The organism is Symbiopectobacterium purcellii, from assembly GCF_052050035.1.
In the GTDB taxonomy this organism is placed as follows: Bacteria; Pseudomonadota; Gammaproteobacteria; order Enterobacterales; family Enterobacteriaceae; genus Symbiopectobacterium; species Symbiopectobacterium purcellii_A.
In genome coordinates this window covers 968,136-991,428 of sequence record NZ_CP189882.1, presented here as the reverse complement: position 1 = coordinate 991,428, position 23,293 = coordinate 968,136, and the positions used below count along the sequence as shown (strand labels likewise).

The 23,293-nt window shown below is 47.5% G+C and carries 24 protein-coding genes and 7 pseudogenes; 15 read left to right on the top strand and 16 right to left on the bottom strand.

All coding sequences use genetic code 11. The annotated features are described in order from the left end of the window. Positions 1-40: 40 nt before the first annotated feature. From istB to ACQGXV_RS07790, 3 genes and pseudogenes are all read right to left on the bottom strand, one after another. Positions 41-829: pseudogene (istB, locus tag ACQGXV_RS07800) on the bottom strand (IS21-like element helper ATPase IstB). Positions 830-922: 93 nt separating this feature from the next. Next, positions 923-2,088, bottom strand: a protein-coding gene (locus ACQGXV_RS07795) for an IS3 family transposase (protein ID WP_440866085.1) whose coding sequence is annotated in 2 segments (ribosomal slippage) — positions 923-1,845 and positions 1,845-2,088 — 1,167 coding nt in all. Because the reading frame shifts where the segments join, the coding sequence is not laid out codon by codon here. 80 nt (positions 2,089-2,168) lie between these two features. Beyond that, a pseudogene (locus ACQGXV_RS07790) lies at positions 2,169-2,504 on the bottom strand (IS21 family transposase); the annotation flags it as partial. Positions 2,505-2,644: 140 nt separating this feature from the next. On the opposite strand from ACQGXV_RS07790, the gene ACQGXV_RS07785 reads away from it, so the two are divergent. Continuing rightward, positions 2,645-2,836 carry a hypothetical protein gene (locus ACQGXV_RS07785; protein WP_440866084.1) on the top strand — a complete coding sequence of 64 codons (192 nt, stop codon included), beginning with the start codon at positions 2,645-2,647 and terminating at the stop codon, positions 2,834-2,836. A 67-nt stretch (positions 2,837-2,903) separates the two neighbouring features. Continuing rightward, on the top strand, positions 2,904-3,485 hold the full coding sequence (locus tag ACQGXV_RS07780; RefSeq protein WP_440866083.1) for a transposase family protein: 582 nt from the start codon (positions 2,904-2,906) through the stop codon (positions 3,483-3,485). 567 nt (positions 3,486-4,052) lie between these two features. Here ACQGXV_RS07780 and ACQGXV_RS07775 read toward each other — a convergent pair. The 3 genes from ACQGXV_RS07775 to ACQGXV_RS07765 form a co-directional block, all read right to left on the bottom strand. Continuing rightward, a complete protein-coding gene (locus ACQGXV_RS07775) occupies positions 4,053-5,264 on the bottom strand; it encodes an IS256 family transposase (RefSeq protein WP_440862551.1) in 1,212 nt (403 codons plus the stop codon). A 181-nt stretch (positions 5,265-5,445) separates the two neighbouring features. Beyond that, a complete protein-coding gene (locus tag ACQGXV_RS07770) occupies positions 5,446-5,640 on the bottom strand; it encodes a hypothetical protein (RefSeq protein WP_440866082.1) in 195 nt (64 codons plus the stop codon). A 463-nt stretch (positions 5,641-6,103) separates the two neighbouring features. Next, on the bottom strand, positions 6,104-6,295 hold the full coding sequence (locus tag ACQGXV_RS07765; protein WP_440866081.1) for a hypothetical protein: 192 nt from the start codon (positions 6,293-6,295) through the stop codon (positions 6,104-6,106). Here ACQGXV_RS07765 and ACQGXV_RS07760 point away from each other — a divergent pair. Next, positions 6,294-7,268 (top strand): IS30 family transposase, encoded by a 975-nt coding sequence (locus tag ACQGXV_RS07760; RefSeq protein WP_440866080.1) that lies wholly within the window; start codon positions 6,294-6,296, stop codon positions 7,266-7,268. The two genes, ACQGXV_RS07765 and ACQGXV_RS07760, sit on opposite strands and share 2 nt — an antisense overlap. Before the next feature lie 40 nt (positions 7,269-7,308). Here the strand turns inward: ACQGXV_RS07760 and ACQGXV_RS07755 are convergent. From ACQGXV_RS07755 to ACQGXV_RS07735, 5 genes and pseudogenes are all read right to left on the bottom strand, one after another. Further along, a pseudogene (locus ACQGXV_RS07755) lies at positions 7,309-7,891 on the bottom strand (UDP-glucose 6-dehydrogenase); the annotation flags it as partial. Positions 7,892-8,152: 261 nt separating this feature from the next. After that, positions 8,153-8,686, bottom strand: coding sequence for an IS630 family transposase (locus tag ACQGXV_RS07750; protein WP_440867323.1), 534 nt, complete (start codon positions 8,684-8,686; stop codon positions 8,153-8,155). Next, positions 8,610-8,948 (bottom strand): IS630 transposase-related protein, encoded by a 339-nt coding sequence (locus tag ACQGXV_RS07745; RefSeq protein WP_440862928.1) that lies wholly within the window; start codon positions 8,946-8,948, stop codon positions 8,610-8,612. The genes ACQGXV_RS07750 and ACQGXV_RS07745 overlap by 77 nt, the downstream gene beginning before the upstream one ends. Before the next feature lie 69 nt (positions 8,949-9,017). Beyond that, the gene (locus ACQGXV_RS07740) at positions 9,018-9,551 is read right to left on the bottom strand and encodes a 1,2-dihydroxy-3-keto-5-methylthiopentene dioxygenase (protein ID WP_440866079.1); all 534 of its coding nucleotides are present in this window, start codon (positions 9,549-9,551) and stop codon (positions 9,018-9,020) included. 116 nt (positions 9,552-9,667) lie between these two features. Next, a complete protein-coding gene (locus ACQGXV_RS07735) occupies positions 9,668-10,873 on the bottom strand; it encodes an MFS transporter (RefSeq protein ID WP_440866078.1) in 1,206 nt (401 codons plus the stop codon). A gap of 170 nt (positions 10,874-11,043) precedes the next feature. On the opposite strand from ACQGXV_RS07735, the gene ACQGXV_RS07730 reads away from it, so the two are divergent. Then, the gene (locus ACQGXV_RS07730) at positions 11,044-11,553 is read left to right on the top strand and encodes a TetR/AcrR family transcriptional regulator (protein WP_440866077.1); all 510 of its coding nucleotides are present in this window, start codon (positions 11,044-11,046) and stop codon (positions 11,551-11,553) included. 483 nt (positions 11,554-12,036) lie between these two features. Here the strand turns inward: ACQGXV_RS07730 and ACQGXV_RS07725 are convergent, their stop codons facing one another. Further along, positions 12,037-12,960: an IS5 family transposase gene (locus ACQGXV_RS07725; RefSeq protein ID WP_440863224.1), complete on the bottom strand. Its 924-nt coding sequence runs from the start codon at positions 12,958-12,960 to the stop codon at positions 12,037-12,039. A 77-nt stretch (positions 12,961-13,037) separates the two neighbouring features. On the opposite strand from ACQGXV_RS07725, the pseudogene ACQGXV_RS07720 reads away from it, so the two are divergent. The 6 genes and pseudogenes from ACQGXV_RS07720 to ACQGXV_RS07695 form a co-directional block, all read left to right on the top strand. Further along, a pseudogene (locus ACQGXV_RS07720) lies at positions 13,038-13,484 on the top strand (2-oxoglutarate and iron-dependent oxygenase domain-containing protein); the annotation flags it as partial. 85 nt (positions 13,485-13,569) lie between these two features. Beyond that, positions 13,570-13,770 carry a hypothetical protein gene (locus ACQGXV_RS07715; RefSeq protein WP_440863451.1) on the top strand — a complete coding sequence of 67 codons (201 nt, stop codon included), beginning with the start codon at positions 13,570-13,572 and terminating at the stop codon, positions 13,768-13,770. 49 nt (positions 13,771-13,819) lie between these two features. Further along, positions 13,820-15,031, top strand: coding sequence for an IS256 family transposase (locus ACQGXV_RS07710; protein ID WP_440864785.1), 1,212 nt, complete (start codon positions 13,820-13,822; stop codon positions 15,029-15,031). Beyond that, entirely contained in the window at positions 15,009-15,785 is a 777-nt protein-coding gene (locus tag ACQGXV_RS07705) for a transposase family protein (RefSeq protein WP_440866076.1), read from the top strand. Before ACQGXV_RS07710 ends, ACQGXV_RS07705 begins: the two co-directional genes overlap by 23 nt. A gap of 52 nt (positions 15,786-15,837) precedes the next feature. After that, positions 15,838-16,353: pseudogene (locus tag ACQGXV_RS07700) on the top strand (2OG-Fe(II) oxygenase family protein); the annotation flags it as partial. A 73-nt stretch (positions 16,354-16,426) separates the two neighbouring features. Then, positions 16,427-16,996: pseudogene (locus tag ACQGXV_RS07695) on the top strand (MetQ/NlpA family ABC transporter substrate-binding protein); the annotation flags it as partial. On the opposite strand, the gene ACQGXV_RS07690 reads toward ACQGXV_RS07695, so the two are convergent. The 4 genes from ACQGXV_RS07690 to epmA form a co-directional block, all read right to left on the bottom strand. Further along, positions 16,994-17,308, bottom strand: coding sequence for an IS30 family transposase (locus tag ACQGXV_RS07690; RefSeq protein WP_440867322.1), 315 nt, complete (start codon positions 17,306-17,308; stop codon positions 16,994-16,996). The pseudogene ACQGXV_RS07695 and the gene ACQGXV_RS07690 sit on opposite strands and share 3 nt — an antisense overlap. Before the next feature lie 85 nt (positions 17,309-17,393). After that, positions 17,394-18,605, bottom strand: coding sequence for an IS256 family transposase (locus ACQGXV_RS07685; protein WP_440866075.1), 1,212 nt, complete (start codon positions 18,603-18,605; stop codon positions 17,394-17,396). Positions 18,606-18,903: 298 nt separating this feature from the next. Then, on the bottom strand, positions 18,904-19,044 hold the full coding sequence (locus tag ACQGXV_RS07680; protein WP_440866074.1) for a hypothetical protein: 141 nt from the start codon (positions 19,042-19,044) through the stop codon (positions 18,904-18,906). 437 nt (positions 19,045-19,481) lie between these two features. Next, a complete protein-coding gene (gene epmA, locus ACQGXV_RS07675) occupies positions 19,482-20,459 on the bottom strand; it encodes an elongation factor P--(R)-beta-lysine ligase (protein WP_222159802.1) in 978 nt (325 codons plus the stop codon). A gap of 562 nt (positions 20,460-21,021) precedes the next feature. Between epmA and ACQGXV_RS07670 the strand changes: the two are divergent. From ACQGXV_RS07670 to ACQGXV_RS07650, 5 genes and pseudogenes are all read left to right on the top strand, one after another. Next, positions 21,022-21,222 (top strand): annotated as a pseudogene (locus ACQGXV_RS07670) (transposase); the annotation flags it as partial. Positions 21,223-21,350: 128 nt separating this feature from the next. Continuing rightward, positions 21,351-21,716, top strand: coding sequence for an IS630 transposase-related protein (locus tag ACQGXV_RS07665; RefSeq protein ID WP_440862584.1), 366 nt, complete (start codon positions 21,351-21,353; stop codon positions 21,714-21,716). Beyond that, positions 21,640-21,990, top strand: coding sequence for a transposase (locus ACQGXV_RS07660; protein ID WP_440867321.1), 351 nt, complete (start codon positions 21,640-21,642; stop codon positions 21,988-21,990). The genes ACQGXV_RS07665 and ACQGXV_RS07660 overlap by 77 nt, the downstream gene beginning before the upstream one ends. Positions 21,991-22,057: 67 nt before the next feature. Then, a complete protein-coding gene (locus ACQGXV_RS07655; protein ID WP_440862705.1) occupies positions 22,058-22,957 on the top strand; it encodes a transposase family protein in 900 nt (299 codons plus the stop codon). A gap of 61 nt (positions 22,958-23,018) precedes the next feature. After that, positions 23,019-23,213 carry a transposase gene (locus ACQGXV_RS07650; RefSeq protein WP_440862580.1) on the top strand — a complete coding sequence of 65 codons (195 nt, stop codon included), beginning with the start codon at positions 23,019-23,021 and terminating at the stop codon, positions 23,211-23,213. Positions 23,214-23,293 lie beyond the last annotated feature (80 nt).

Below are 23,293 nucleotides of genomic sequence, written 5' to 3'. Positions count from 1 at the left end.
ACCCACCCTGCCAAAGTACAACTGACCCACCCCCTTTGAATTACTCGAGCGTAGCTGCTTTAGTTTTCTTCTGGATCTGACCGCTTTTCAGCTTATCTTTCAGTCGATAGCTTTGACCGCTGATTTGCGCGATATGCGCATGGTGAAGCAGCCGATCCAGCATCGCCGCCGTCAGCGTTTCATCATCTCCGAATGTCCCCGACCACTGGGTAAACGGCAGGTTGCTGGTCAGGACCACGCTGCCTGACTCATACCGTTTAGCGATAACCTGGAAGAACAGATTGGCTTCCATTTTACCGAAGGGAAGGTAGCCAACCTCATCTATGATCAACAACTTAGGCTTACCCACAACGCGATTAAGATAGCTTTTTAACTCACCCTGACGATGTGATGCGAGCAGCTGTAGCATCAGATCTGCGGCTGTGACGAACCGAATACTCATTCCGGCCATCGCGGCTCTGTAGCCGAGTGCTGTCGCCAGGTGCGTTTTACCTACCCCGGACGTACCCAGCAAGACCAGGTTCTCCTGACGCTCGATAAACGCCAGCCCGGCCAACTCCTAGATCTGACTGCGAGGTACGCCACTCGCAAAGGCGAAATCAAACTGCTCCAGCGTCTTGATCACCGGTAGGCCTGATAAACGCAAAATAGTCTGCCGGCGCCGTTCGTTCAGCCCATCATGCTGAAGCTGTAAAGCAGCTTCAAGGAAGTCGGCATGAGTGCCGTTGCTGTCGATCGTCGTCTGAGCAACGGCGGGCCACTCAGCCGGTAATCTATCGAGCTTAAGCTGCTCGCAGAGCGCTGCGATACGATCATGCTGGAGGTTCATGCTTCTACCTCCAGTAGCGCCTGATACGTAGCCAACGGGTGCTGGAGACTCTCTGTGGGTATGGGGCGCGAGCAACTCGCCGGTATGTAGTGGTCAACTAAATTTGGCCACCCTACCTGACTGTTGATGGAACAGCCGTTCTGATTCATTTGGTGTTAACCCACCGTTATACCAGTGAGGTCTGACATCGCTATAATAATGGGTTATGTAGCGAATAATGGATGATTGAGCAGTACTAAAGCTTTGGTAGCCAGTCGTTGGCACCCATTCAGTCTTCAGACTACGGAAGAATCGCTCCATCGGACTATTATCCCAACAATTTCCTCTGCGACTCATACTTTGGGTCATCTGATAACGCCACAATGCCTGCCTATACTGAAGACTGGTGTAATGGCTTCCTTGGTCACTATGAAACATGACTTGTTTGGGATGCCCACGCAGTTCCCAATCCATTTGTAGTGCTTTGGCTGTTAATTCTGAATCTGGCGAAAACGACATTGCCCAACCCACGGGTTTTCGGGCAAATAAATCTAATACCACCGCCAGATACGCCCATCGGTCGCCTGTCCAAATATAGGTTACATCGCCGCACCAAACCTGGTCAGGCTTGGTAACAGCGAACTGCCTATTGAGCAGATTTGGAATATCAATACGTTCATTTCCACCGCTGTTGTATTGATGTTTTCTTGTTTGGCAACTAACGAGGGTTAATTCTTTCATCAACTTACCCGCTAACCACCGCCCAAGTTTCACGTCGTGTGTATTGGTAACCATCGTAGCGATAGTCCTTGCGCCCGCAGACCCGCCACTAACGTTCCACGCTTCGCTGACCAGGCTACGTTTTATCGTCCGCTCAATATCTGGCTCCTTAGGTCGACACCAATAGCGATAACTGCTTCGGTGAACATTAAAAATACGACACAACGCTTTCACTGGATAAAGCGCTCTTAGCTTTTCAACTACCGAGAATTTTTCAGTGAGTCGGACATTAAGAGCGCAGTAGCCTTTTTTAAGATGGCATTCTCCATTTCCAGTCGGTGGATTTTTTTCTTCATTTCTCTGAACTCAATTTGTTCAGGTGTTAATGGCAGACCAGGCGATGTTTTCCCTTGACGTTCTAAACGAAGGGCTCTTACCCACCGGCTAATCGCTGAAAGACTGACGTTCATGGCTTTCGCGGCTTCCTGGTAGGTATAATTTTGGTCAAGGACTAATTTGGCGGTTTCACATTTAAATTCAGCAGTAATTATTTTACTCATTTTGGCACCTATAAAAATTATGAGGTAAGCATATCACCTCTACTTAGGTGGCCAAATTCAGTATGCCACTACAGTACCGGTGGAGGCAATGCCAGTGTTATCTTCGGCAATGGCAACAACGCAGCCCGCTCACGCGGCATGCGTTGTTCAGGCGGAATACCGGTGGTGCCATGTTTACGGGTGTTGGCAACGGTGATCAACCACTCACCAATGCGTGCATTAGCCGCGGGGACGTCCAGTATCAGCCCAGCCTGGCGAAACGTGGCGGCAAGCGGCACAACAAAGCTGTTCTTGAGGTAATGGTTGAAGCGTTCGACCTTGCCCTTAGTCTTGGCGCGGTAGGGACGGCAAACTTTAGGCGTAAAGGCATACTTCTCAGCCAGTTGCATCAACTGTGGGTTCCAGCGATGCTTGCCGGGCCGGCTTTGTTGAATAATTTAACCGTTTGATTTACATCTTCTTTAGTTAGAATGCATTTACAGAGAATGTATTTTGTTAGAACGACAAATCAAATAGTTAGCACAATAAAAAGCATTCCGAGAGGAAAAATTAGTCGTTGAAATTTTATAATGCTTATATAAATCAGTATCTTAAATTATTCAACAAAGCCTGCCGGGCCCGTAGACATCACGCTCAATCCGTAGACATCACGCTCAATAATGATGGCCTTGGCGTTGTCGAACAGCAACTGATGCGGAGTTCCGCCAAAGAACTTAAGTGCAGACTCAATAAACTAGTTGCTGAATAGAGACTTGCATTTTTTGTCAGGCTATTGAGAATAAAAAGAGGTTTAACTTAGAGAATAAAGGTTTGAAATGATCAACAAAGAGCGGTTGTTACGAGATAATCGTTTATGTAAAGCAATCATTGGATTATCAGTCGAAGAATTGAAAAATTTAGCCGCTGAATTTTCAGCTTGTTATTTGATTTATCGGAAAAAGAATCGAAAAGATCACGAGCGGCAGATGGGTGCAGGGCAGAAAGGATTTATCCCAACCCCATTAGATAAACTGCTTTTTATTTTATTGTATTTAAAATGTTATCCGACCTATGATTTGCAAGGACTTCTTTTTGGTTTAGATAGAACACGGGTATGTCGCTGGGTAAAAATATTATTGCCGGTTTTAGAGATGACCTTGGGGCGAGAATGTGTTTTGCCCGCTCGTCAAATTCGCTCTGCTGAGGAATTTTTTCGCGCCTTTCCTGGAGTTAAAGACGTCTTTATTGATGGGACAGAGCGACCTGTCCAAAAGCCTAAGAATCTGCGTCGGCGAAAAAAAATGTATTCGGGAAAGAAAAGACAGACCACTCGAAAAGGGCTTATTATGACTGACGAAACAAGGCAAATTGGATTTATCCCCATGAGCAAAAATGGGCGCCGTCACGGGCTTTGTTGAATAATTTAAGATACTGATTTATATAAGCATTATAAAATTTCAACGACTAATTTTTCCTCTCGGAATGGGCTTTGTTGAATAATTTAAAATACTGATTTAAATGGGTATTATAAAATTTTAACGGGCTTTGTTGAATAATTTAACCGTTTGATTTACATCTTCTTTAGTTAGAATGCATTTACAGAGAATGTATTTTGTTAGAACGACAAATCAAATAGTTAGCACAATAAAAAGGGCTTTGTTGAATAATTTAACGTTTTGATTTACAACTTCTTTAGGTGGGATGCATGTACAGAAAATGTATTTTGTTAGAGCGATAAATCAAATAGTGAGCACAATAAAAAGGGCTTTGTTGAATAATTTAACGTTTTGATTTACAACTTCTTTAGGTGGGATGCATGTACAGAAAATGTATTTTGTTAGAGCGATATAGCCAACCGACTTAAAAATGATTACATCCTATGCGGCTTTGTTGAATAATTTAAAATACTGATTTAAATGGGTATTATAAAATTTTAACGACTAAATTTGAGTCTGTAAAGAATTTTGTGTAAATGGCTCCATTGCTTAACCGGAGATTCGTTCTCCATACATCAACATGAATTGGCTCATAGCAGGTTTCCAGTCTCTGATTGGCAAGGTCCATTTAGCAGAGATATTATGCAAGGCTAGATAGAGTAATTTTATCACCGAGTCATCCGTTGGAAATATTCGTCGCGTTTTCGTTATCTTGCGCAATGAAGCATTTAACGACTCTATCGCGTTGGTGGTGTAGATAACCTTGCGGATCTCCGGCGGAAAGTCAAAAATGACGATGAGACGTTCCCAATTATTTCTCCACGACGGGCTGATCGTCGGGAACTGTTCATCCCATTTGGCCGCGAAGGCATCCAGGGCCTCTTCAGCGCCCTCTAGCGTTGCGGAACTATAGATGGTGCGCAGGTCAGCAGCAACGGCCTTACGCTCTTTCCAGCCGACGTAGCGCAGCGAGTTCCGCACCTGATGCACAATGCAGAGCTGTACCCGGGTATGCGGGTAAACAGCTTCAATGGCATCAGGAAAGCCTTTCAGGCCATCGCAGCAGGCGACGAAGATGTCCTTTAGCCCACGATTTTTCAGTTCTGTCATCACAGATAACCAGAACTTGGCCCCCTCAGTTTTGGCTATCCATAGCCCCAGCAGCTCTTTTTCGCCCTGGCCGTTGACGCCGAGGGCCAGATAAACAGACTTGTTGGCCACGGCTCCGCCGTCCTGGCTTTTGACAACAATACAGTCAAGGTAAACAATGGGATAAAGCGCATCCAGCGGCCGTTGCTGCCAGCGCTTAACTTCATCCATCACAGCATTGGTCACTTGAGAAATGAAGCCAGCGGAAACATCGACCCCGTAGACTTCTTTAAAGTGTGCCTGAATATCACGGGTTGATAACCCTCTGGAATAGAGAGAAATAATGCGGTCATCGAAGCCGTTAAGCTGTTTTTCGTGCTTACCGATCAGTGTCGGCTCGAAGGTACTGTTGCGGTCGCGCGGAATATCGAGCTCGATCTCCCCATTTTGGCTACGTACGCTCTTGGATGTCTTGCCATTGCGTGAGTTGCCTGAATGATTACCAGCCGGGTCATGCTTAGCATACCCAAGGTGCATCTCCATCTCAGCTTCAAGAACCCGTTCCGCCAGTCTTTTAGTCAGCACCTTGAGTAGGCCTGATTCACCCAGCAGATCCTGAGGGGAGTGACAATCTTGAAGCAGTTGGTCAATAAGTTCGTTGCTGATAGGCATTTTGTTATCCTTTGAAGGTTTTCCTCAAAATGCCATTTACACAGATTATTTTACAGTCTCCTAAATTTTACTACCGTAATGCTTTTTATTGTGCTAACTATTTGATTTATCGCTCTAACAAAATACATTTTCTGTACATGCATCCCACCTAAAGAAGTTGTAAATCAAAACGTTAAATTATTCAACAAAGCCGGGTTGGGATAAATCCTTTCTGCCCTGCACCCATCTGCCGCTCGTGATCTTTTCGATTCTTTTTCCGATAAATCAAATAACAAGCTGAAAATTCAGCGGCTAAATTTTTCAATTCTTCGACTGATAATCCAATGATTGCTTTACATAAACGATTATCTCGTAACAACCGCTCTTTGTTGATCATTTCAAACCTTTATTGGCTTTGTTGAATAATTTAAGATACTGATTTATATAAGCATTATAAAATTTCAACGACTAGTTTTTCCTCTCGGAATGCTTTTTATTGTGCTAACTATTTGATTTGTCGTTCTAACAAAATACATTCTCTGTAAATGCATTCTAACTAAAGAAGATGTAAATCAAACGGTTAAATTATTCAACAAAGCCACCTTTATTCTCTAAGTTAAAGGCTTTGTTGAATAATTTAAAATACTGATTTAAATGGGTATTATAAAATTTTAACGACTAAATTTTACTACCGTAATGCTTTTTATTGTGCTAACTATTTGATTTATCGCTCTAACAAAATACATTTTCTGTACATGCATCCCACCTAAAGAAGGTGTAAATCAAAACGTTAAATTATTCAACAAAGCCTAAGTTAAACCTCTTTTTATTCTCAATAGCCTGACAAAAAATGCAAGTCTCTATTCAGCAACTAGTTTACTGAGTCCCACCCATTCCAGCAACGCACTGACTCGCGCGTTACGCTCGTGACGCGCAACCCCGGCTATCTCAAGCGGAACAGGCCCCATTCCCACTCGAAACGCAACAAAGTGACCCACTTGCCAGAGTCGGATAAAATCACCGTTCTGGCCATACTGGAGAGCCTGTTGCATGCAGGGAAAACCTCTGACTCAGAAAGAACGGTTCTACATCGAAAAGCGGCGTGGTGAAGGTGTCAACCAAGCTACCATTGCCAGAGAGCTTGCTCTGCCTCGCTCGACCATCACCAGGGAACTCAGACGCAATACCGACCCTACTTTCAATGGTGTCTACTGCTGTAGAAGGGCGGACACTCTGGCCCGGGAACGCCGTCATAAGCCTCTGCCAAACAATGCTTTTTACCCGTTGGAGCCACACATTCAGAACTTCATCAGGCAGGCGCTTTCCACTCACTCTTCACCTGAAATCATCAGTGGCCGTTTGCACCTGGAATTCGGTATATCTGTCAGCAAGAATACGCTATATCGCTATATCCTGCAGGAGAGACAGGCTGGCGGGGAGCTATATCAGCAACTTCCTCATCGGGGAAAACGTTACAGGTACAATGCCGAAAACCTCAAATCAGGCCCTATTCCCAACCGTGTTGGTATTGAGTATCGCCCAGCTCAAGCCGAGCTTAAACAGGAACCTGGCCACTTCGAAATTGACACTATTTTTGGCAAAGACCAGAAGTCATTCTTGTTAACTATCGTAGATAAAGCATTGAAAACCGCCATTATTCGCAAACTGCCTAATAAGCGTGCGGAGACTGTGGTTGCTGCTTTCAGGGACATTGAAGCTAATACCTTTTGCAAGTTTAAGACCCTAACAGCTGATAACGGCCCTGAATTCGCTCTGCACGAGCAAATTACTCAAATCACAGGGGTGCAGGTCTACTTTGCCCATCCTTATCATTCCTGGGAGAGGGGCTTGAATGAGCACACCAACGGGCTGATACGACGTTTTTACCCAAAGGGAACAGACTTCAGTCAGGTCAGTCATCGTAAGATTGCCGAACTCGAACACATACTCAATACAAGGGGCAGAAAATCGCTGGGCTATCGTTCCCCCAATGAGGTATTTTTAACGCACTTACTGGTGGCATAAGCCTCTACCGTTTTGTTGCGTTTCGAGTGGGAATGGGGCCCTCCGCCTCCGTGGCATCGGTGTAGAGCACGGGGGCCGTTTTCTTGATAGCCCCTTGCAGCAGCAAGGCGGCAAAACGTTGTGCGCGCGGTGAGCGTTCCCCAATGACAATGCGTGATGGGTAGAGATTGTCATGCAGTGCTTTTCCCTCGCGCAGAAACTCGGGGGAGAAAATAATGTTATCCGTGGCAAAGGTGCGCCGCAGTTGCTGGGTGTATCCCACGGGAACCGTTGATTTTATGACGATTAAGCGCATCGGGATTGATGGACAACACATCCTGCACCACGGATTCAATCGACTGGGTATCGAACGCATTGGTGATTGGATCGTAGTTGTTCGGCGTGGCGATAATCACGATATCCGCATCCTGATAGGCCACCTGTTTATCCGTTGTTGCCACCAGATTGAGCGGTTTTTCTTTGAGATAATGGTCAATATCTTTATCAACGATCGGCGGCAGGTTCTGGTTCAAAAGTGCCACCCTGTGTTCGACAACGTCGATAGCCACCACCTGATTATGCTGGGCCAATAGCACAGCGTTCGACAACCCGACGTAACCGGTGCCCGCGATAGTACATTTCATCATGTTAAATTCGCCTGAAAAAATCCGGGGACAGTATAGAGAGCGTGCGTGCGTGAATTTTAAACATTGCCCAAACGATGCGGTGCTCGTTGCTTTATTTCAGATTCGCCGTAAGGGGGTTTGCTAGCAATAGGGTAAATAGCTGATGTTTGCTATCAGAAAACGCCACGCGGGGTTGTTGGTGGCGTTACAGAAGAAGGTCGTTATTGGTGAGTGCGATGGTTCGGTGTGGGCTAATATAGCCAAGCGACTTAATTTTGATTACACCATATGGACTGAGAACAAACTCTCTGTATCGCAACCCATCTCTCTTTTTTTGCTTTTTGCTTGTGCCCATTTATGCTCAATTGGGTTAAGATCTGGCGAATATGTAGGCAAATACTCCACCATATACCCTGCATCGATGATGACTTGTTGAATATTATGTTTTTTGTGAAAAGTGGCATTGTCCATCATGATTACACTGTTTTTAGGGAGTACTGGGATAAGGACTTGTGTGACCCAGGCATAGAAAACATCGCTGTTAATATTGATATCAAATAATCCGATAGCAAACAGCGTTGTGCCTAATAAAGCGGCGATAACACTTGTTCTTCCCCTAGCTCCCCAGTTCTTCAGGCCAAAACACCGTTGACCTTTTGGGGAATAGCCGTGAGTCCGTGGGGCATCGTGTGAAAAACCACTTTCATCAATAAAAACAATAGGTTTACCTTCTTTTTCATACTGTTGTTTTTTTTGTTGAAATCCCTGCCGGGCGTTTTCGTCGGCTTTCGGATGACGTAGAGTTTTTTTTATAGGTCAATCCCAGCTTTTTAAGCGCTTGCCAAATGGCCTTCTGACAAACGCCAAAACGCTCTGCACGTTCTTTTTGGTAAGCATCTGGATATTGTTCAACATCTTTTATCAACTCGGATTTATCGATCTTTCGCTGACGCGTGGTCGATGCTTTTGACTCTATTTGATTAATCCAACGCGATACAGAGGCAGGGCCAATCCGAAATTGCTTCGCTGTTTCTCGGATACTCAACCCTTCGTTTTTCCGTGTAGATATAGCCAAGCGACATTATTTTGATAACAGCCAGCTATGCTTCTTTGCCGCATATCAGGGCATAGGATGTAATCATTTTTAAGTCGGTTGGCTATAGAAGGTTTTCTGACCGGTGAAATGCCACACCCATCCTGTCGGATTGGTGAAAATACGGATGGCGGTGAAGTCCGGCTGTGCACCGCAGTCAAACCAGTGTCGGGTGTTGGCCGGAACACGCAGCAGGTCAGCCGCTTCGCAGGTTAAACGGAACACCTTATCGCCCAGCGGAACGAAGAACGTGCCCCTACCCGTGACAAAAAAACGTACCTCATCTTCGCTGTGAGTATGTTCTTGTAAAAACTTTTCACGCAGCGCCTGTTTGTCGGGGTGATCGGGCGTAATGCGAATCACATCGGCGGCGGTGTAACCCTCTTGCTGTTTAAGGCGTTCAATATCCTGCTGAAAATGACTGAGCAGGCTGTCGCTGTCCGCCGTTGCGGGCAGCGAGCCAATCTCCCAGCGTTCGAGCTGGATTCCGGCCCCCGCCAGCAGCTCGGCGATATCGCCAAAGGCGGCGAGTTGCTCTGCGGGCTGTGTCGTGTGCGGCAGTTGGAATATGGATAATGTGGTCATGGATATTCTCCGCAAAAGAGGTAGACCATAACCATTTGCTTTACAGGGATAAATCGCAAGACGAATTCTTTATATCTTATGCTGTCAGGTTGTTTAGTATTATGATTTTGTTAATTTTATTTCACTTTGGTTAACCGTGGGATAAACGTTAGCACGATGGCTAACGTCGCCAGCGTAAGGATCACGCTACCGTATACATAGGTGGTGTCGATCAGCCCTAAATGCTGCGTCAGATAGCCTGCGATGATCACGGGCACGCTGTTGGCCAAATAGCTTTCGATGTAGAACACGGCGGTGAGGCCCGCGCGTTCGTGCGGTTTTGCCAGCGGAAGTACGCTGCGTAGCGCGCCGAGGAATGCCATGCCAAACCCCAGCCCGGTAATACATGCCCCCGCCAGCAGCCAACCGGTGCTGGCGAGATGGACCGCGAACAGCATCAGCGTCATGCCTACGATCAGGCAGAGTGCGCCCGCGCGCAGTGTCGGTGTCGCGGCAGTGCGCCGTGCCAGCAGAATCGCCACGGCACCGCTTAGCGTCAGGGCTGCGACGGATATGCCACTTAGCCAGCGGGAAACCGTCGGCGTATTTTGCGCCAGCAACGAGGGCATCAGCGATAGATAGAAACCGCCCACCATCCACACTGCAACGTTACCCGGCATCACACGCCAAAAAGCCGTTCTGGCCTGTGGCGGTACGGCAACGCTGGGTTGCAGGCTGGCCCAGGCTCCGATGCGGCGCAGGCCGGTTTCCGGCGTACATGCCAGACCTGCCAACAGCAGCACAAAGACGCAGATCAGCAACAGATAGCCGCTGTGGAGCGGTGCCAGTTGATACGCTAGCAGGGCGCAGCTCAACATCGCACCGGCGGCCATACCGGTCAGTGGCGCAATGCTGTTGACCAACGATCCGCGTTCGGGATGCACATCCAGCAGAGCGGCACCCACCGCAGCGGTTGCAAGCCCGGTCGCAAAGCCTTGCACGATGCGCGCCGCGACAAGCCCATAAGGATGCGATGCAAAGAGAAAACAGAGCATGGCGGCGATGTTAAGTAGTAACGCCACCGCAATCACCGGACGTCGCCCCACGTGGTCAGAAAGTCGGCCAGCGATCAGCAGGGCGCACAGTAGGGCAAAAGCATAGGCGGCGAAGATGACAGTGAGCAGCGTCGCGGAAAATCCCCACTCGTGCTGGTATAGCCGATAGAGCGGCGTCGGCACGCTGGAGGCTGCCATAAAGGCTATCAGCGTGAGGCTATGTAATGCGAGTGTGAGTGCATCGCGCCGGGGTGTGGTGCGTATCACGGTATTGCTGATAACCGTCATGGTGTGTCCTGTGGTATAAAAGCTAAGATTATGCGTTAACAACGCTACAGCGATTTTTTCACTAAAGCAAATATTTTGCTTTAGTTGTATAAATAAACGTTTTTGGTTCGAGCAGGGAGTATCAGATGGCGATCACACAAGGTGTGCGACCGGGGGGGCGCAGCGCGTGCGTGCAGGCGGCGATTCACCGGGCGGTCCGCGAATTGGAACAGGAGATGGGGCGTCAGGCGCTCACCATTCCCGCCATTGCGACACGCGCGGGCGTGACGCCGTCTACGCTTTACCGGCGTTGGGGGGATTTGCCCCAACTGCTGGCCGATGTGGCTGTAGAAAAGCTGCGTCCGGATGCGGAGCCACAGGATACCGGTTCTTTCACCGGCGATCTTGAGATCTGGCTGAATACCTACATCGAAGAGATGGCCTCGGCGCCGGGCCGTGCGATGCTGCGCGATGTGTTGGGCACGCCGGGGCATGAAAGCTCGGGCAAGTGTGCCGGTTTCATCGCGCAGCAGTTGGAGGTTATCCGCGAGCGTGCACTGGCGCGGCAGGAAACGCCTGCCAGTGCGCAACAGATCATTGAGCGCATTATTGCCCCGCTGATGTACCGCATTTTATTCACCTGTGAGACGCCTACGCCGCAGGATATCCAGAGATTGTTGAAGGCGCTAGCTAAGCCGTAGGAACAGGTGTAGCCCTATACGAGACCGGGCGTTGTCTCCCGACAATGCCTGGTGACATGTGGTTATCACACTCTCCACCATGGCAAAGTTGGTCGCATAGCTAAAGCGCAGCTTAACTTTGCCACTCTTTGTATTTTACCCGTCGCTGTAATTCAGGGTTAATAGCATCAGATGTCGAAAAACATCGGTTACTTTACCTTGTGATGATTGGGGCGTTGCGCTGGTACAGATGAACGCTTTCAAATCACTCCGCTTCCTGATGAGGTGAACCATGACGGGCTATCGTTGTTGTTGCGGCTCCTGCATTTATTTTCCGGTTGAGCATGGAATAATTGATGGAGTACGCAATGAGTACCATAAACAGATTACCTCTCCTTGATTTATCACACCTGCACGGCAACCCCGAGCAGCGGCGGGCGTTTTTAACGGCTTTGTTGAATAAATCAGAATTAGCCGACAGGATGACTCCCTCTGCTACACCTGTTATCCTATCCTGACGCTGTGTGGCATACCCAACAACGTCATACGGTTCAGCGCTTTGACCATCGCTATGGCTTCACCTACTTGAGCCTCATAGTCACGCAGGCTCAGATGGCCACCCAGCAAAGTTTTTATGCGGAACATCGCTGTTTCTGCCACTGAACGCCGGTGATAACCCACTTTCTTTTTCCACATATCATTACTCCCGCTCAGACGCTGATTCGCCACCGCATGGTTACGTTCATGGTACTTGTCCGGCCAGTATTTGGCTCCGCTTCGCGGCGGGATAAGGGGCCTGATTTTCTTTCTTAGCAACGCATCGTGGCAGTAACGGGCGTCATAAGCACCGTCTGCTGACACTTCCCTGATTTTTCGGTGGGTTTGGTTAATCAGGCCCGGCAGTGCCTGCGCATCTGTCGTTCCGCTGAGCGATAAGTCGGCACAGATAATCTCATGCGTCGCACTGTCTGCTGCCAGATGAAGCTTGCGCCACACTCTTCGTCTGTCAGCCCCATGCTGCCTGACTTTCCATTCACCTTCGCCAAAGACCTTCAGACCGGTACTGTCGATGACCAGATGCGAGATTTCACCACGCGTTGGCGTTTTTATGCTGATACTGACGGTTTTTGCCCGCCGACTGACCAGAGAGTAGTCCGGGCAGCGCAGTGGCAGGCTCATCAGTGTAAAAACCGAGTCGACAAAGCCCTGTAATGCCCGGAGCGACAGGTTAAACACGCGCTTTATCATCAAAACCGTGGTAACAGCCATATCGGTGTAGTAAAGCGGCCGACCACGACCTTCAGGCGAAGCACTGTCAGTCCATGCAGCGATGGCGGACTCATCAAGCCAGACCGTCAGGGAGCCGCGTTGTCTGAGTGCTTTGTTGTAGGTGGGCCAGTTGGTGATTTTAAACTTTTGCTTTGCCATGGGGAGCTGCTATCGGGAGCGATGATAGTGCTTTGATCCGGCGATCCCCTGAAAGTTCGATTTATTCAACAAAGCCGTTTTTAACCTCACTCAATGAGGCCGCGCGCGATGTCGGTTTCTTTTATCTCACTCACCACGGTATTCCCGAAACGCTACAGCAGCAGTTGCAGCAGCAGGCTCTCGCTTTCTTTGCCTTGCCTGATGAGGAAAAACAGCGCGTAGCCATGATCCATTCTCCCCATTTTCGCGGCTACAACCGTGCCGGGGCCGAATTGACGCGCAACCAGCCCGGCTGGCGCGAGCAGTTTGACATTGGCGCTGAACGCGCCGCCCTGCAATTGACACCACAGGATCCGCGTTGGTGGCAGTTACAAGGCCCCAATTTGTGGCCGGACGCGCAGCCTACACTGAAAACCACGCTGCTGACCTGGCAACAAGCGATGACTGCCATGTCCCAGCAACTGCTGCGTGCTTTTGCTGAAGCGCTGGCGTTAGCGCCACATACCTTTGATGCGTTGTACGGTAAACTAGTTGCTGAATAGAGACTTGCATTTTTTGTCAGGCTATTGAGAATAAAAAGAGGTTTAACTTAGAGAATAAAGGTTTGAAATGATCAACAAAGAGCGGTTGTTACGAGATAATCGTTTATGTAAAGCAATCATTGGATTATCAGTCGAAGAATTGAAAAATTTAGCCGCTGAATTTTCAGCTTGTTATTTGATTTATCGGAAAAAGAATCGAAAAGATCACGAGCGGCAGATGGGTGCAGGGCAGAAAGGATTTATCCCAACCCCATTAGAGAGAGTGTAAAAAGATCTGTGTAAATGGCATTTTGAGGAAAACCTTCAGAGGACAAAAAATGCCTATCAGCAACGAACTTATTGACCAACTGCTTCAGGATTGCCACTCCCCTCAGGAGCTTCTGGGTGAATCAGGCCTACTCAAGGAACTGACTAAAAGACTGGCGGAACGGGTTCTTGAAGCTGAGATGGAGATACACCTTGGGTATGCTAAGCATGACCCGGCTGGTAATAATTCAGGCAACTCCCGCAATGGCAAGACATCCAAGAGCGTACGTAGCCAAAATGGGGCGCTCGAGCTCGATATTCCGCGCGACCGCAACAGTACCTTCGAGCCGACACTGATCGGTAAGCACGAAAAGCAGCTTAACGGCTTCGATGACCGCATTATTTTTCTCTATTCCAGAGGGCTATCAACCCGTGATATTCAGGCTCACTTTAAAGAAGTCTACGGGGTCGATGTTTCCGCTGGCTTCATTTCTCAAGTGACCAATGCCGTGATGGATGACGTTAAGCGCTGGCAGCAACGGCCGCTGGATGCGTTTTATCTCATTGTTTACCTTGACTGTATTGTGGTCAAAAGCCAGGACGGCGGAGCCGTGACCAACAAGTCTGTTTACTTGGCTCTAGGCATCAACGGCCAGGGCGAAAAAGAGCTGCTGGGGCTATGGATAGCCAAAACTGAGGAGGCCAAGTTCTGGTTATCTGTAATGACAGAACTGAAAAATCGTGGGCTACAGGACATCTTCATCGCCTGCTGCGATGGCCTGAAGGGCTTTCCTGATGCCATTGAAGTTGTTTACCCGCATACGCGGGTACAGCTCTGCATCGTGCATCAGGTGCGGAACTCGCTGCGCTACGTCGGCTGGAAAGAGCGTAAAGCCGTTGCTGCTGACCTCCGCACTATCTATAGTTCCGCAACGCTAGAGGGCGCTGAAGAGGCCCTGGATGCCTTCGCGGACAAATGGGATGAGCAGTTCCCGACGATCAGCCCATCGTGGAGAAATAATTGGGAACGTCTCATCGTCATTTTTGATTTTCCGCCGGAGATTCGCAAGGTTATCTACACCACCAACGCGATAGAGTCGTTAAATGCTTCATTGCGCAAGATAACGAAAACGCGACGAATATTTCCAACGGATGACTCGGTGCTAAAATTATTCTATCTAGCCTTGCATAATATCTCGGCTAAATGGACCCTACCAATCAGAGACTGGAAACCGGCTATGAGCCAATTCATGTTGATGTATGGAGATCGGATTTCCGGTTAAGCGATGGAGCCATTTACACGAAATTCTTTACAGACTCCCATTAGATAAACTGCTTTTTATTTTATTGTATTTAAAATGTTATCCGACCTATGATTTGCAAGGACTTCTTTTTGGTTTAGATAGAACACGGGTATGTCGCTGGGTAAAAATATTATTGCCGGTTTTAGAGATGACCTTGGGGCGAGAATGTGTTTTGCCCGCTCGTCAAATTCGCTCTGCTGAGGAATTTTTTCGCGCCTTTCCTGGAGTTAAAGACGTCTTTATTGATGGGACAGAGCGACCTGTCCAAAAGCCTAAGAATCTGCGTCGGCGAAAAAAAATGTATTCGGGAAAGAAAAGACAGACCACTCGAAAAGGGCTTATTATGACTGACGAAACAAGGCAAATTGGATTTATCCCCATGAGCAAAAATGGGCGCCGTCACGATAAACGCTTACTCGATAAAGTCGATATAATTCGCCATATTCCTCCTGAGGTAACCATCTGGGCAGATACCGGTTTTCAAGGTATAGATAAACAGCATCCTAATACACAAATCCCAAAAAAAGGAACTCGAAAAAGACCTTTATCGCCTGAACAAAAACAAGAAAATAAAATAATCTCGGGCATCCGTATTACAGTTGAACACGCCATCGCGGGTATCAAGCGCCTCGGTTGCATGACCCAAATTTTACGGAATCGTAGACCCTTTATTGATGATACCTCCTTACTCCTTAGCGCAGGTCTTTGGAATTTCCATCTCAGAACAGCGTAAAATTTACTTCAATCACCGAAACACCCTTATTTCACTATTAAGCAACACGCTTGGTGAAAAGCCTAACGAACATATCAAGCTGATTCGCTATCCGGGGCAATCGGCGCAGGGTAGCCAGCAAGGCGTGGGCGGGCACAAGGACTCTGGCTTTCTGAGTTTCCTGTTGCAGGATGAGCAGGCCGGTTTACAGGTCGAGGTGGCCCCCGATCGCTGGATTGATGCGCCGCCGCTGCCGGGATCCTTTGTTGTGAATATCGGTGAATTGCTGGAACTGGCGACCAATGGCTATTTGCGTGCCACGGTACACCGTGTGGTTTCACCGCCTGCCGGGCAAGAGCGTCTCTCTATCGCCTTTTTCCTCGGTGCACAGCTGGATGCGGTGGTACCGGTTTATCAATTGCCTCCGCAGGTGGCGCGTCTGGCGCAGGGGCCTACCAGCGATCCGCACAATCCGTTGTTGCGTGATGTGGGTTGGAACTACCTGAAAGGGCGACTGCGTTCGCATCCTGATGTTGCACAGCGTTATTACGCCGATGTGGTAGCGAAAGCGGAACACGCCGCTCACTGACGCTTTTCCGTCTCTGCCTTTGCGGCAGGCATAAACCCCAATACCTAAAACGAAGCGATAAAAGGAAGCCCGTATGAATAAGCGTGTCGCATTTTTTGTTAGCAGTGTTGCATTGGCCGTTAGCGTGACCTTCTCTGCCTCCGCGTCGCAGGCGCTGCGCGTGGCTGCTGATCCCGTACCCCACAGTGAGATCCTGGCGCAGGTGCAGAAAATTGATCCACAGAACACCATGAAAGTGATCGAACTGACCAGTTGCGTAAACGCCAATGAACTGCTGGCGCATGGCGATGTGGATGCCAACTATTTCCAACACGTTCCCTATCTGCGCGATCAGGAAAAAGCGTTGGGGAAACAGTTTGTGGTCGCTGCTACCGTGCATGTGGAACCGTTGGGTATTTACTCACGTAAGCACAAAAGCTTTAGCGAGGTGCCGGAAGGCGGCACGGTGGCCGTGCCAAACAATGTCACCAACCTCAGTCGCGCGCTGTATTTATTACAAAGTCAGGGTCTGGTGAAACTGAAACCGGGCTACAGCGATCCAGCCAAGGATCAGGCAACGCCGAAAGATATCGCGGAAAACCCGAAGAAACTGAAGATCAAGGCCCCATTCCCACTCGAAACGCAACAAAACGGTAGAGGCTTATGCCACCAGTAAGTGCGTTAAAAATACCTCATTGGGGGAACGATAGCCCAGCGATTTTCTGCCCCTTGTATTGAGTATGTGTTCGAGTTCGGCAATCTTACGATGACTGACCTGACTGAAGTCTGTTCCCTTTGGGTAAAAACGTCGTATCAGCCCGTTGGTGTGCTCATTCAAGCCCCTCTCCCAGGAATGATAAGGATGGGCAAAGTAGACCTGCGCCCCTGTGATTTGAGTAATTTGCTCGTGCAGAGCGAATTCAGGGCCGTTATCAGCTGTTAGGGTCTTAAACTTGCAAAAGGTATTAGCTTCAATGGGCTTTGTTGAATAATTTAAAATACTGATTTAAATGGGTATTATAAAGAGTCTGTAAAGAATTTTGTGTAAATGGCTCCATTGCTTAACCGGAGATTCGTTCTCCATACATCAACATGAATTGGCTCATAGCAGGTTTCCAGTCTCTGATTGGCAAGGTCCATTTAGCAGAGATATTATGCAAGGCTAGATAGAGTAATTTTATCACCGAGTCATCCGTTGGAAATATTCGTCGCGTTTTCGTTATCTTGCGCAATGAAGCATTTAACGACTCTATTGCGTTGGTGGTGTAGATAACCTTGCGGATCTCCGGCGGAAAGTCAAAAATGACGATGAGACGTTCCCAATTATTTCTCCACGACGGGCTGATCGTCGGGAACTGCTCATCCCATTTGGCCGCGAAGGCATCCAGGGCCTCTTCAGCGCCCTCTATCGTTGCGGAACTATAGATGGTGCGCAGGTCAGCAGCAACGGCCTTACGCTCTTTCCAGCCGACGTAGCGCAGCGAGTTCCGCACCTGATGCACAATGCAGAGCTGTACCCGCGTATGCGGGTAAACAGCTTCAATGGCATCAGGAAAGCCTTTCAGGCCATCGCAGCAGGCGACGAAGATGTCCTTTAGCCCACGATTTTTCAGTTCTGTCATCACAGATAACCAGAACTTGGCCCCCTCAGTTTTGGCTATCCATAGCCCCAGCAGCTCTTTTTCGCCCTGGCCGTTGACGCCGAGGGCCAGATAAACAGACTTGTTGGCCACGGCTCCGCCGTCCTGGCTTTTGACAACAATACAGTCAAGGTAAACAATGGGATAAAGCGCATCCAGCGGCCGTTGCTGCCAGCGCTTAACTTCATCCATCACAGCATTGGTCACTTGAGAAATGAAGCCAGCGGAAACATCGACCCCGTAGACTTCTTTAAAGTGTGCCTGAATATCACGGGTTGATAACCCTCTGGAATAGAGAGAAATAATGCGGTCATCGAAGCCGTTAAGCTGTTTTTCGTGCTTACCGATCAGTGTCGGCTCGAAGGTACTGTTGCGGTCGCGCGGAATATCGAGCTCGATCTCCCCATTTTGGCTACGTACGCTCTTGGATGTCTTGCCATTGCGTGAGTTGCCTGAATGATTACCAGCCGGGTCATGCTTAGCATACCCAAGGTGCATCTCCATCTCAGCTTCAAGAACCCGTTCCGCCAGTCTTTTAGTCAGCACCTTGAGTAGGCCTGATTCACCCAGCAGATCCTGAGGGGAGTGACAATCTTGAAGCAGTTGGTCAATAAGTTCGTTGCTGATAGGCATTTTGTTATCCTTTGAAGGTTTTCCTCAAAATGCCATTTACACAGATTATTTTACAGTCTCATTATAAAATTTTAACGACTAAATTTTACTACCGTAATGCTTTTTATTGTGCTAACTATTTGATTTGTCGTTCTAACAAAATACATTCTCTGTAAATGCATTCTAACTAAAGAAGATGTAAATCAAACGGTTAAATTATTCAACAAAGCCCATTGTACCTGTAACGTTTTCCCAGATGAGGAAGTTGCTGATATAGCTCCCCGCCAGCCTGTCTCTCCTGCAGGATATAGCGATATAGCTAAGCGACATTATTTTGATAACAGCCAGCTATGCTTCTTTGCCACATATCAGGGCATCGGCTGTAATCATTTTTAAGTCGGTTGGCTATATAGCGTATTCTTGCTGACAGATATACCGAATTCCAGGTGCAAACGGCCACTGATGATTTCAGGTGAAGAGTGAGTGGAAAGCGCCTGCCTGATGAAGTTCTGAATGTGTGGCTCCAACGGGTAAAAAGCATTGTTTGGCAGAGGCTTATGACGGCGTTCCCGGGCCAGAGTGTCCGCCCTTCTACAGCAGTAGACACCATTGAAAGTAGGGTCGGTATTGCGTCTGAGTTCCCTGCTGATGGTCGAGCGAGGCAGAGCACGCTCTCTGGCGATGGTAGCTTGGTTGACACCTTCACCACGCCGCTTTTCGATGTAGAACCGTTCTTTCTAAGTCAGATGTTTTCCCTGCATGCAACAGGCTCTCCAGTATGGCCAGAACGGTGATTTTATCCGACTCTGGCAAGTGGGTCACTTTGTTGCGTTTCGAGTGGGAATGGGGCACCACATCGCCGTTCCTCCGCACGCGAAGGAACGGTGTGTTTGGTAATTACGAACGCCCGACGGTAAAGGCCATCACCTCACCAATGGTTTCTGCTTTTAACGCCAACATAATCAAACGATCCACCCCTAACGCGACGCCAGAACAGGCAGGCATTCCCTGTTTCAACGCCGCGAGCAGATATTCATCAATCGGCTGCTGAGAAAGCCCGTTTGCGGCACGTTTGCGGTTATCCTGCTCAAAACGCTGACGCTGCTCATCGCTGTCCGTCAATTCGCGAAAACCGTTTGCCAGCTCGATACCTTTGAAATAAGCCTCAAAGCGCTCTGCCACCCGGTGATCCTCAGAGCTGATTTCCGCAAGCGAAGCCTGTGACGCTGGGAAGTGATACACAAAGGCCGGTTTATCATGCCCGATGTGCGGTTCCACCCCAAAGGTGAACAGCATTTGCAGCAACGTGTCGCGATCCTCTTCACGGCTGGCAAGATCGCCCATGCCGAGCTTATCCGCCGCGTCTCGCAGTTGCGCCTTATCCGCAGAAAGCGGGTCCACGTCCAGATGACGCTGAAAAGCCTGCTGGTACGAGAGACGCTCTGCGCTTTCACACTCCAGTACTTGCTGTAATAAATCGTCCACTTCGTCCATCAAACGATACATATCGTAGTGGGGGCGATACCACTCGAGCATGGTGAATTCAGGATTGTGGTATCGTCCAGACTCTTCATTACGGAAACTACGGCACAGTTGAAAGACAGGTCCGCTGCCTGCGGCAAGCAAGCGCTTCATATGGTATTCAGGGCTGGTCATCAGGTAGAGTGTCATCCCTTCCGATACGCCAGGTCCGACAAAACGCGTTTGGAACGGTACCATATGTACATCGGTCACCGTTGCCTGACTCATGGCCGGTGTTTCCACTTCCAATACGCCGCGATCGGAGAAGAATCGCCGAATTTCAGAGACGATGGCTGCACGCTTCAATAAGTTTTCAATGGTGGCGGTGGGCTGCCAGAGTGCGCCTTCGCACATGTTTCTTTACTCCTAACGCAAACAGGGGATGCAGTCTACCCGCATATTCGCCTGCAAACAATTCAACGCCGCTACAATCACGCACGGTCTCTCCCGCCGCTTCTCATTCCCAGGGTTGCCCCTGCACGGACCCTTTGATACCGAGATTCAGAACATTATGTGCAATTACCGTGAGCCAGTTCCTTATTAAAGAAATAAAAGTGTTATTTATCCGGCAATAGCGTTAACCATCATGCTGTTATTGCCAAAACCAAAACACAATAAAAAAAACAAAATTCTGGATCACATCAAATTTCACCTACTCATAATTCGGTATAATCATTTCCACACAAAAAATATAGGTTTAGCTATTCTTAATATGTGTCCGCGAATTGCTTTAAATATCGATGAATTACAGAAAGCGTTCGGTGGGAAATAGAGATTAACGAATCGAATATATTATTTTTAATTTAACTTAATTAACTTTAGTAACTGGAGGAGTGCAGTGGCTTTGTTGAATAAATCGAACTTTCAGGGGATCGCCGGATCAAAGCACTATCATCGCTCCCGATAGCAGCTCCCCATGGCAAAGCAAAAGTTTAAAATCACCAACTGGCCCACCTACAACAAAGCACTCAGACAACGCGGCTCCCTGACGGTCTGGCTTGATGAGTCGGCCATCGCTGCATGGACTGACAGTGCTTCGCCTGAAGGTCGTGGTCGGCTGCTTTACTACACCGATATGGCTGTTACCACGGTTTTGATGATAAAGCGCGTGTTTAACGGCTTTGTTGAATAATTTAAGATACTGATTTATATAAGTATTATAAAATTTCAACGACTAATTTTTCCTCTCGGAATGCTTTTTATTGTGCTATAGCTAAACGACTTAATTTTGATTACATTATTTAAATGAGCTATTCAATTGATTTTAGACGTAAAGTGATATCTACACGGAAAAACGAAGGGTTGAGTATCCGAGAAACAGCGAAGCAATTTCGGATTGGCCCTGCCTCTGTATCGCGTTGGATTAATCAAATAGAGTCAAAAGCATCGACCACGCGTCAGCGAAAGATCGATAAATCCGAGTTGATAAAAGATGTTGAACAATATCCAGATGCTTACCAAAAAGAACGTGCAGAGCGTTTTGGCGTTTGTCAGAAGGCCATTTGGCAAGCGCTTAAAAAGCTGGGATTGACCTATAAAAAAAACTCTACGTCATCCGAAAGCCGACGAAAACGCCCGGCAGGGATTTCAACAAAAAAAACAACAGTATGAAAAAGAAGGTAAACCTATTGTTTTTATTGATGAAAGTGGTTTTTCACACGATGCCCCACGGACTCACGGCTATTCCCCAAAAGGTCAACGGTGTTTTGGCCTGAAGAACTGGGGAGCTAGGGGAAGAACAAATGTTATCGGCGCTTTATTAGGCACAACGCTGTTTGCTATCGGATTATTTGATATCAATATTAACAGCGATGTTTTCTATGCCTGGGTCACACAAGTCCTTATCCCAGTACTCCCTAAAAACAGTAAACTAGTTGCTGAATAGAGACTTGCATTTTTTGTCAGGCTATTGAGAATAAAAAGAGGTTTAACTTAGAGAATAAAGGTTTGAAATGATCAACAAAGAGCGGTTGTTACGAGATAATCGTTTATGTAAAGCAATCATTGGATTATCAGTCGAAGAATTGAAAAATTTAGCCGCTGAATTTTCAGCTTGTTATTTGATTTATCGGAAAAAGAATCGAAAAGATCACGAGCGGCAGATGGGTGCAGGGCAGAAAGGATTTATCCCAACCCCATTAGATAAACTGCTTTTTATTTTATTGTATTTAAAATGTTATCCGACCTATGATTTGCAAGGACTTCTTTTTGGTTTAGATAGAACACGGGTATGTCGCTGGGTAAAAATATTATTGCCGGTTTTAGAGATGACCTTGGGGCGAGAATGTGTTTTGCCCGCTCGTCAAATTCGCTCTGCTGAGGAATTTTTTCGCGCCTTTCCTGGAGTTAAAGACGTCTTTATTGATGGGACAGAGCGACCTGTCCAAAAGCCTAAGAATCTGCGTCGGCGAAAAAAAATGTATTCGGGAAAGAAAAGACAGACCACTCGAAAAGGGCTTATTATGACTGACGAAACAAGGCAAATTGGATTTATCCCCATGAGCAAAAATGGGCGCGGTCACGATAAACGCTTACTCGATAAAGTCGATATAATTCGCCATATTCCTCCTGAGGTAACCATCTGGGCAGATACCGGTTTTCAAGGTATAGATAAACAGCATCCTAATACACAAATTCCAAAAAAAGGAACTCGAAAAAGACCTTTATCGCCTGAACAAAAACAAGAAAATAAAATAATCTCGGGCATCCGTATTACAGTTGAACACGCCATCGCGGGTATCAAGCGCCTCGGTTGCATGACCCAAATTTTACGGAATCGTAGACCCTTTATTGATGATACCTTCTTACTCCTTAGCGCCGGTCTTTGGAATTTCCATCTCAGAACAGCGTAAAATTTACTTCAATCACCGAAACACCCTTATTTCACTATTAAGCAACACGCTTAGTGTAATCATGATGGACAATGCCACTTTTCACAAAAAACATAATATTCAACAAGTCATCATCGATGCAGGGTATATGGTGGAGTATTTGCCTACATATTCGCCAGATCTTAACCCAATTGAGCATAAATGGGCACAAGCAAAAAGCAAAAAAAGAGAGATGGGTTGCGATACAGAGAGTTTGTTCTCAGTCCATATGGTGTAATCAAAATTAAGTCGCTTGGCTATAACTATTTGATTTGTCGTTCTAACAAAATACATTCTCTGTAAATGCATTCTAACTAA

What these genes read in the sequence shown, in the direction of transcription:
- ACQGXV_RS07765 (WP_440866081.1), bottom strand. Translation starts at nt 6,295, where the DNA reads ATGCAACAGGCTCTCCAGTATGGCCAGAACGGTGATTTTATCCGACTC.
- ACQGXV_RS07780 (WP_440866083.1), top strand. Translation starts at nt 2,904, where the DNA reads ATGATCAACAAAGAGCGGTTGTTACGAGATAATCGTTTATGTAAAGCA.
- ACQGXV_RS07685 (WP_440866075.1), bottom strand. Translation starts at nt 18,605, where the DNA reads ATGCCTATCAGCAACGAACTTATTGACCAACTGCTTCAAGATTGTCAC.
- ACQGXV_RS07665 (WP_440862584.1), top strand. Translation starts at nt 21,351, where the DNA reads ATGAGCTATTCAATTGATTTTAGACGTAAAGTGATATCTACACGGAAA.
- ACQGXV_RS07725 (WP_440863224.1), bottom strand. Translation starts at nt 12,960, where the DNA reads ATGGCAAAGCAAAAGTTTAAAATCACCAACTGGCCCACCTACAACAAA.
- ACQGXV_RS07650 (WP_440862580.1), top strand. Translation starts at nt 23,019, where the DNA reads ATGATGGACAATGCCACTTTTCACAAAAAACATAATATTCAACAAGTC.
- ACQGXV_RS07775 (WP_440862551.1), bottom strand. Translation starts at nt 5,264, where the DNA reads ATGCCTATCAGCAACGAACTTATTGACCAACTGCTTCAAGATTGTCAC.
- ACQGXV_RS07715 (WP_440863451.1), top strand. Translation starts at nt 13,570, where the DNA reads ATGATCAACAAAGAGCGGTTGTTACGAGATAATCGTTTATGTAAAGCA.
- ACQGXV_RS07655 (WP_440862705.1), top strand. Translation starts at nt 22,058, where the DNA reads ATGATCAACAAAGAGCGGTTGTTACGAGATAATCGTTTATGTAAAGCA.
- epmA (WP_222159802.1), bottom strand. Translation starts at nt 20,459, where the DNA reads ATGTGCGAAGGCGCACTCTGGCAGCCCACCGCCACCATTGAAAACTTA.
- ACQGXV_RS07740 (WP_440866079.1), bottom strand. Translation starts at nt 9,551, where the DNA reads ATGACCACATTATCCATATTCCAACTGCCGCACACGACACAGCCCGCA.
- ACQGXV_RS07705 (WP_440866076.1), top strand. Translation starts at nt 15,009, where the DNA reads ATGGAGATCGGATTTCCGGTTAAGCGATGGAGCCATTTACACGAAATT.
- ACQGXV_RS07735 (WP_440866078.1), bottom strand. Translation starts at nt 10,873, where the DNA reads ATGACGGTTATCAGCAATACCGTGATACGCACCACACCCCGGCGCGAT.
- ACQGXV_RS07710 (WP_440864785.1), top strand. Translation starts at nt 13,820, where the DNA reads ATGCCTATCAGCAACGAACTTATTGACCAACTGCTTCAGGATTGCCAC.
- ACQGXV_RS07770 (WP_440866082.1), bottom strand. Translation starts at nt 5,640, where the DNA reads ATGATCAACAAAGAGCGGTTGTTACGAGATAATCGTTTATGTAAAGCA.
- ACQGXV_RS07760 (WP_440866080.1), top strand. Translation starts at nt 6,294, where the DNA reads ATGCAGGGAAAACCTCTGACTCAGAAAGAACGGTTCTACATCGAAAAG.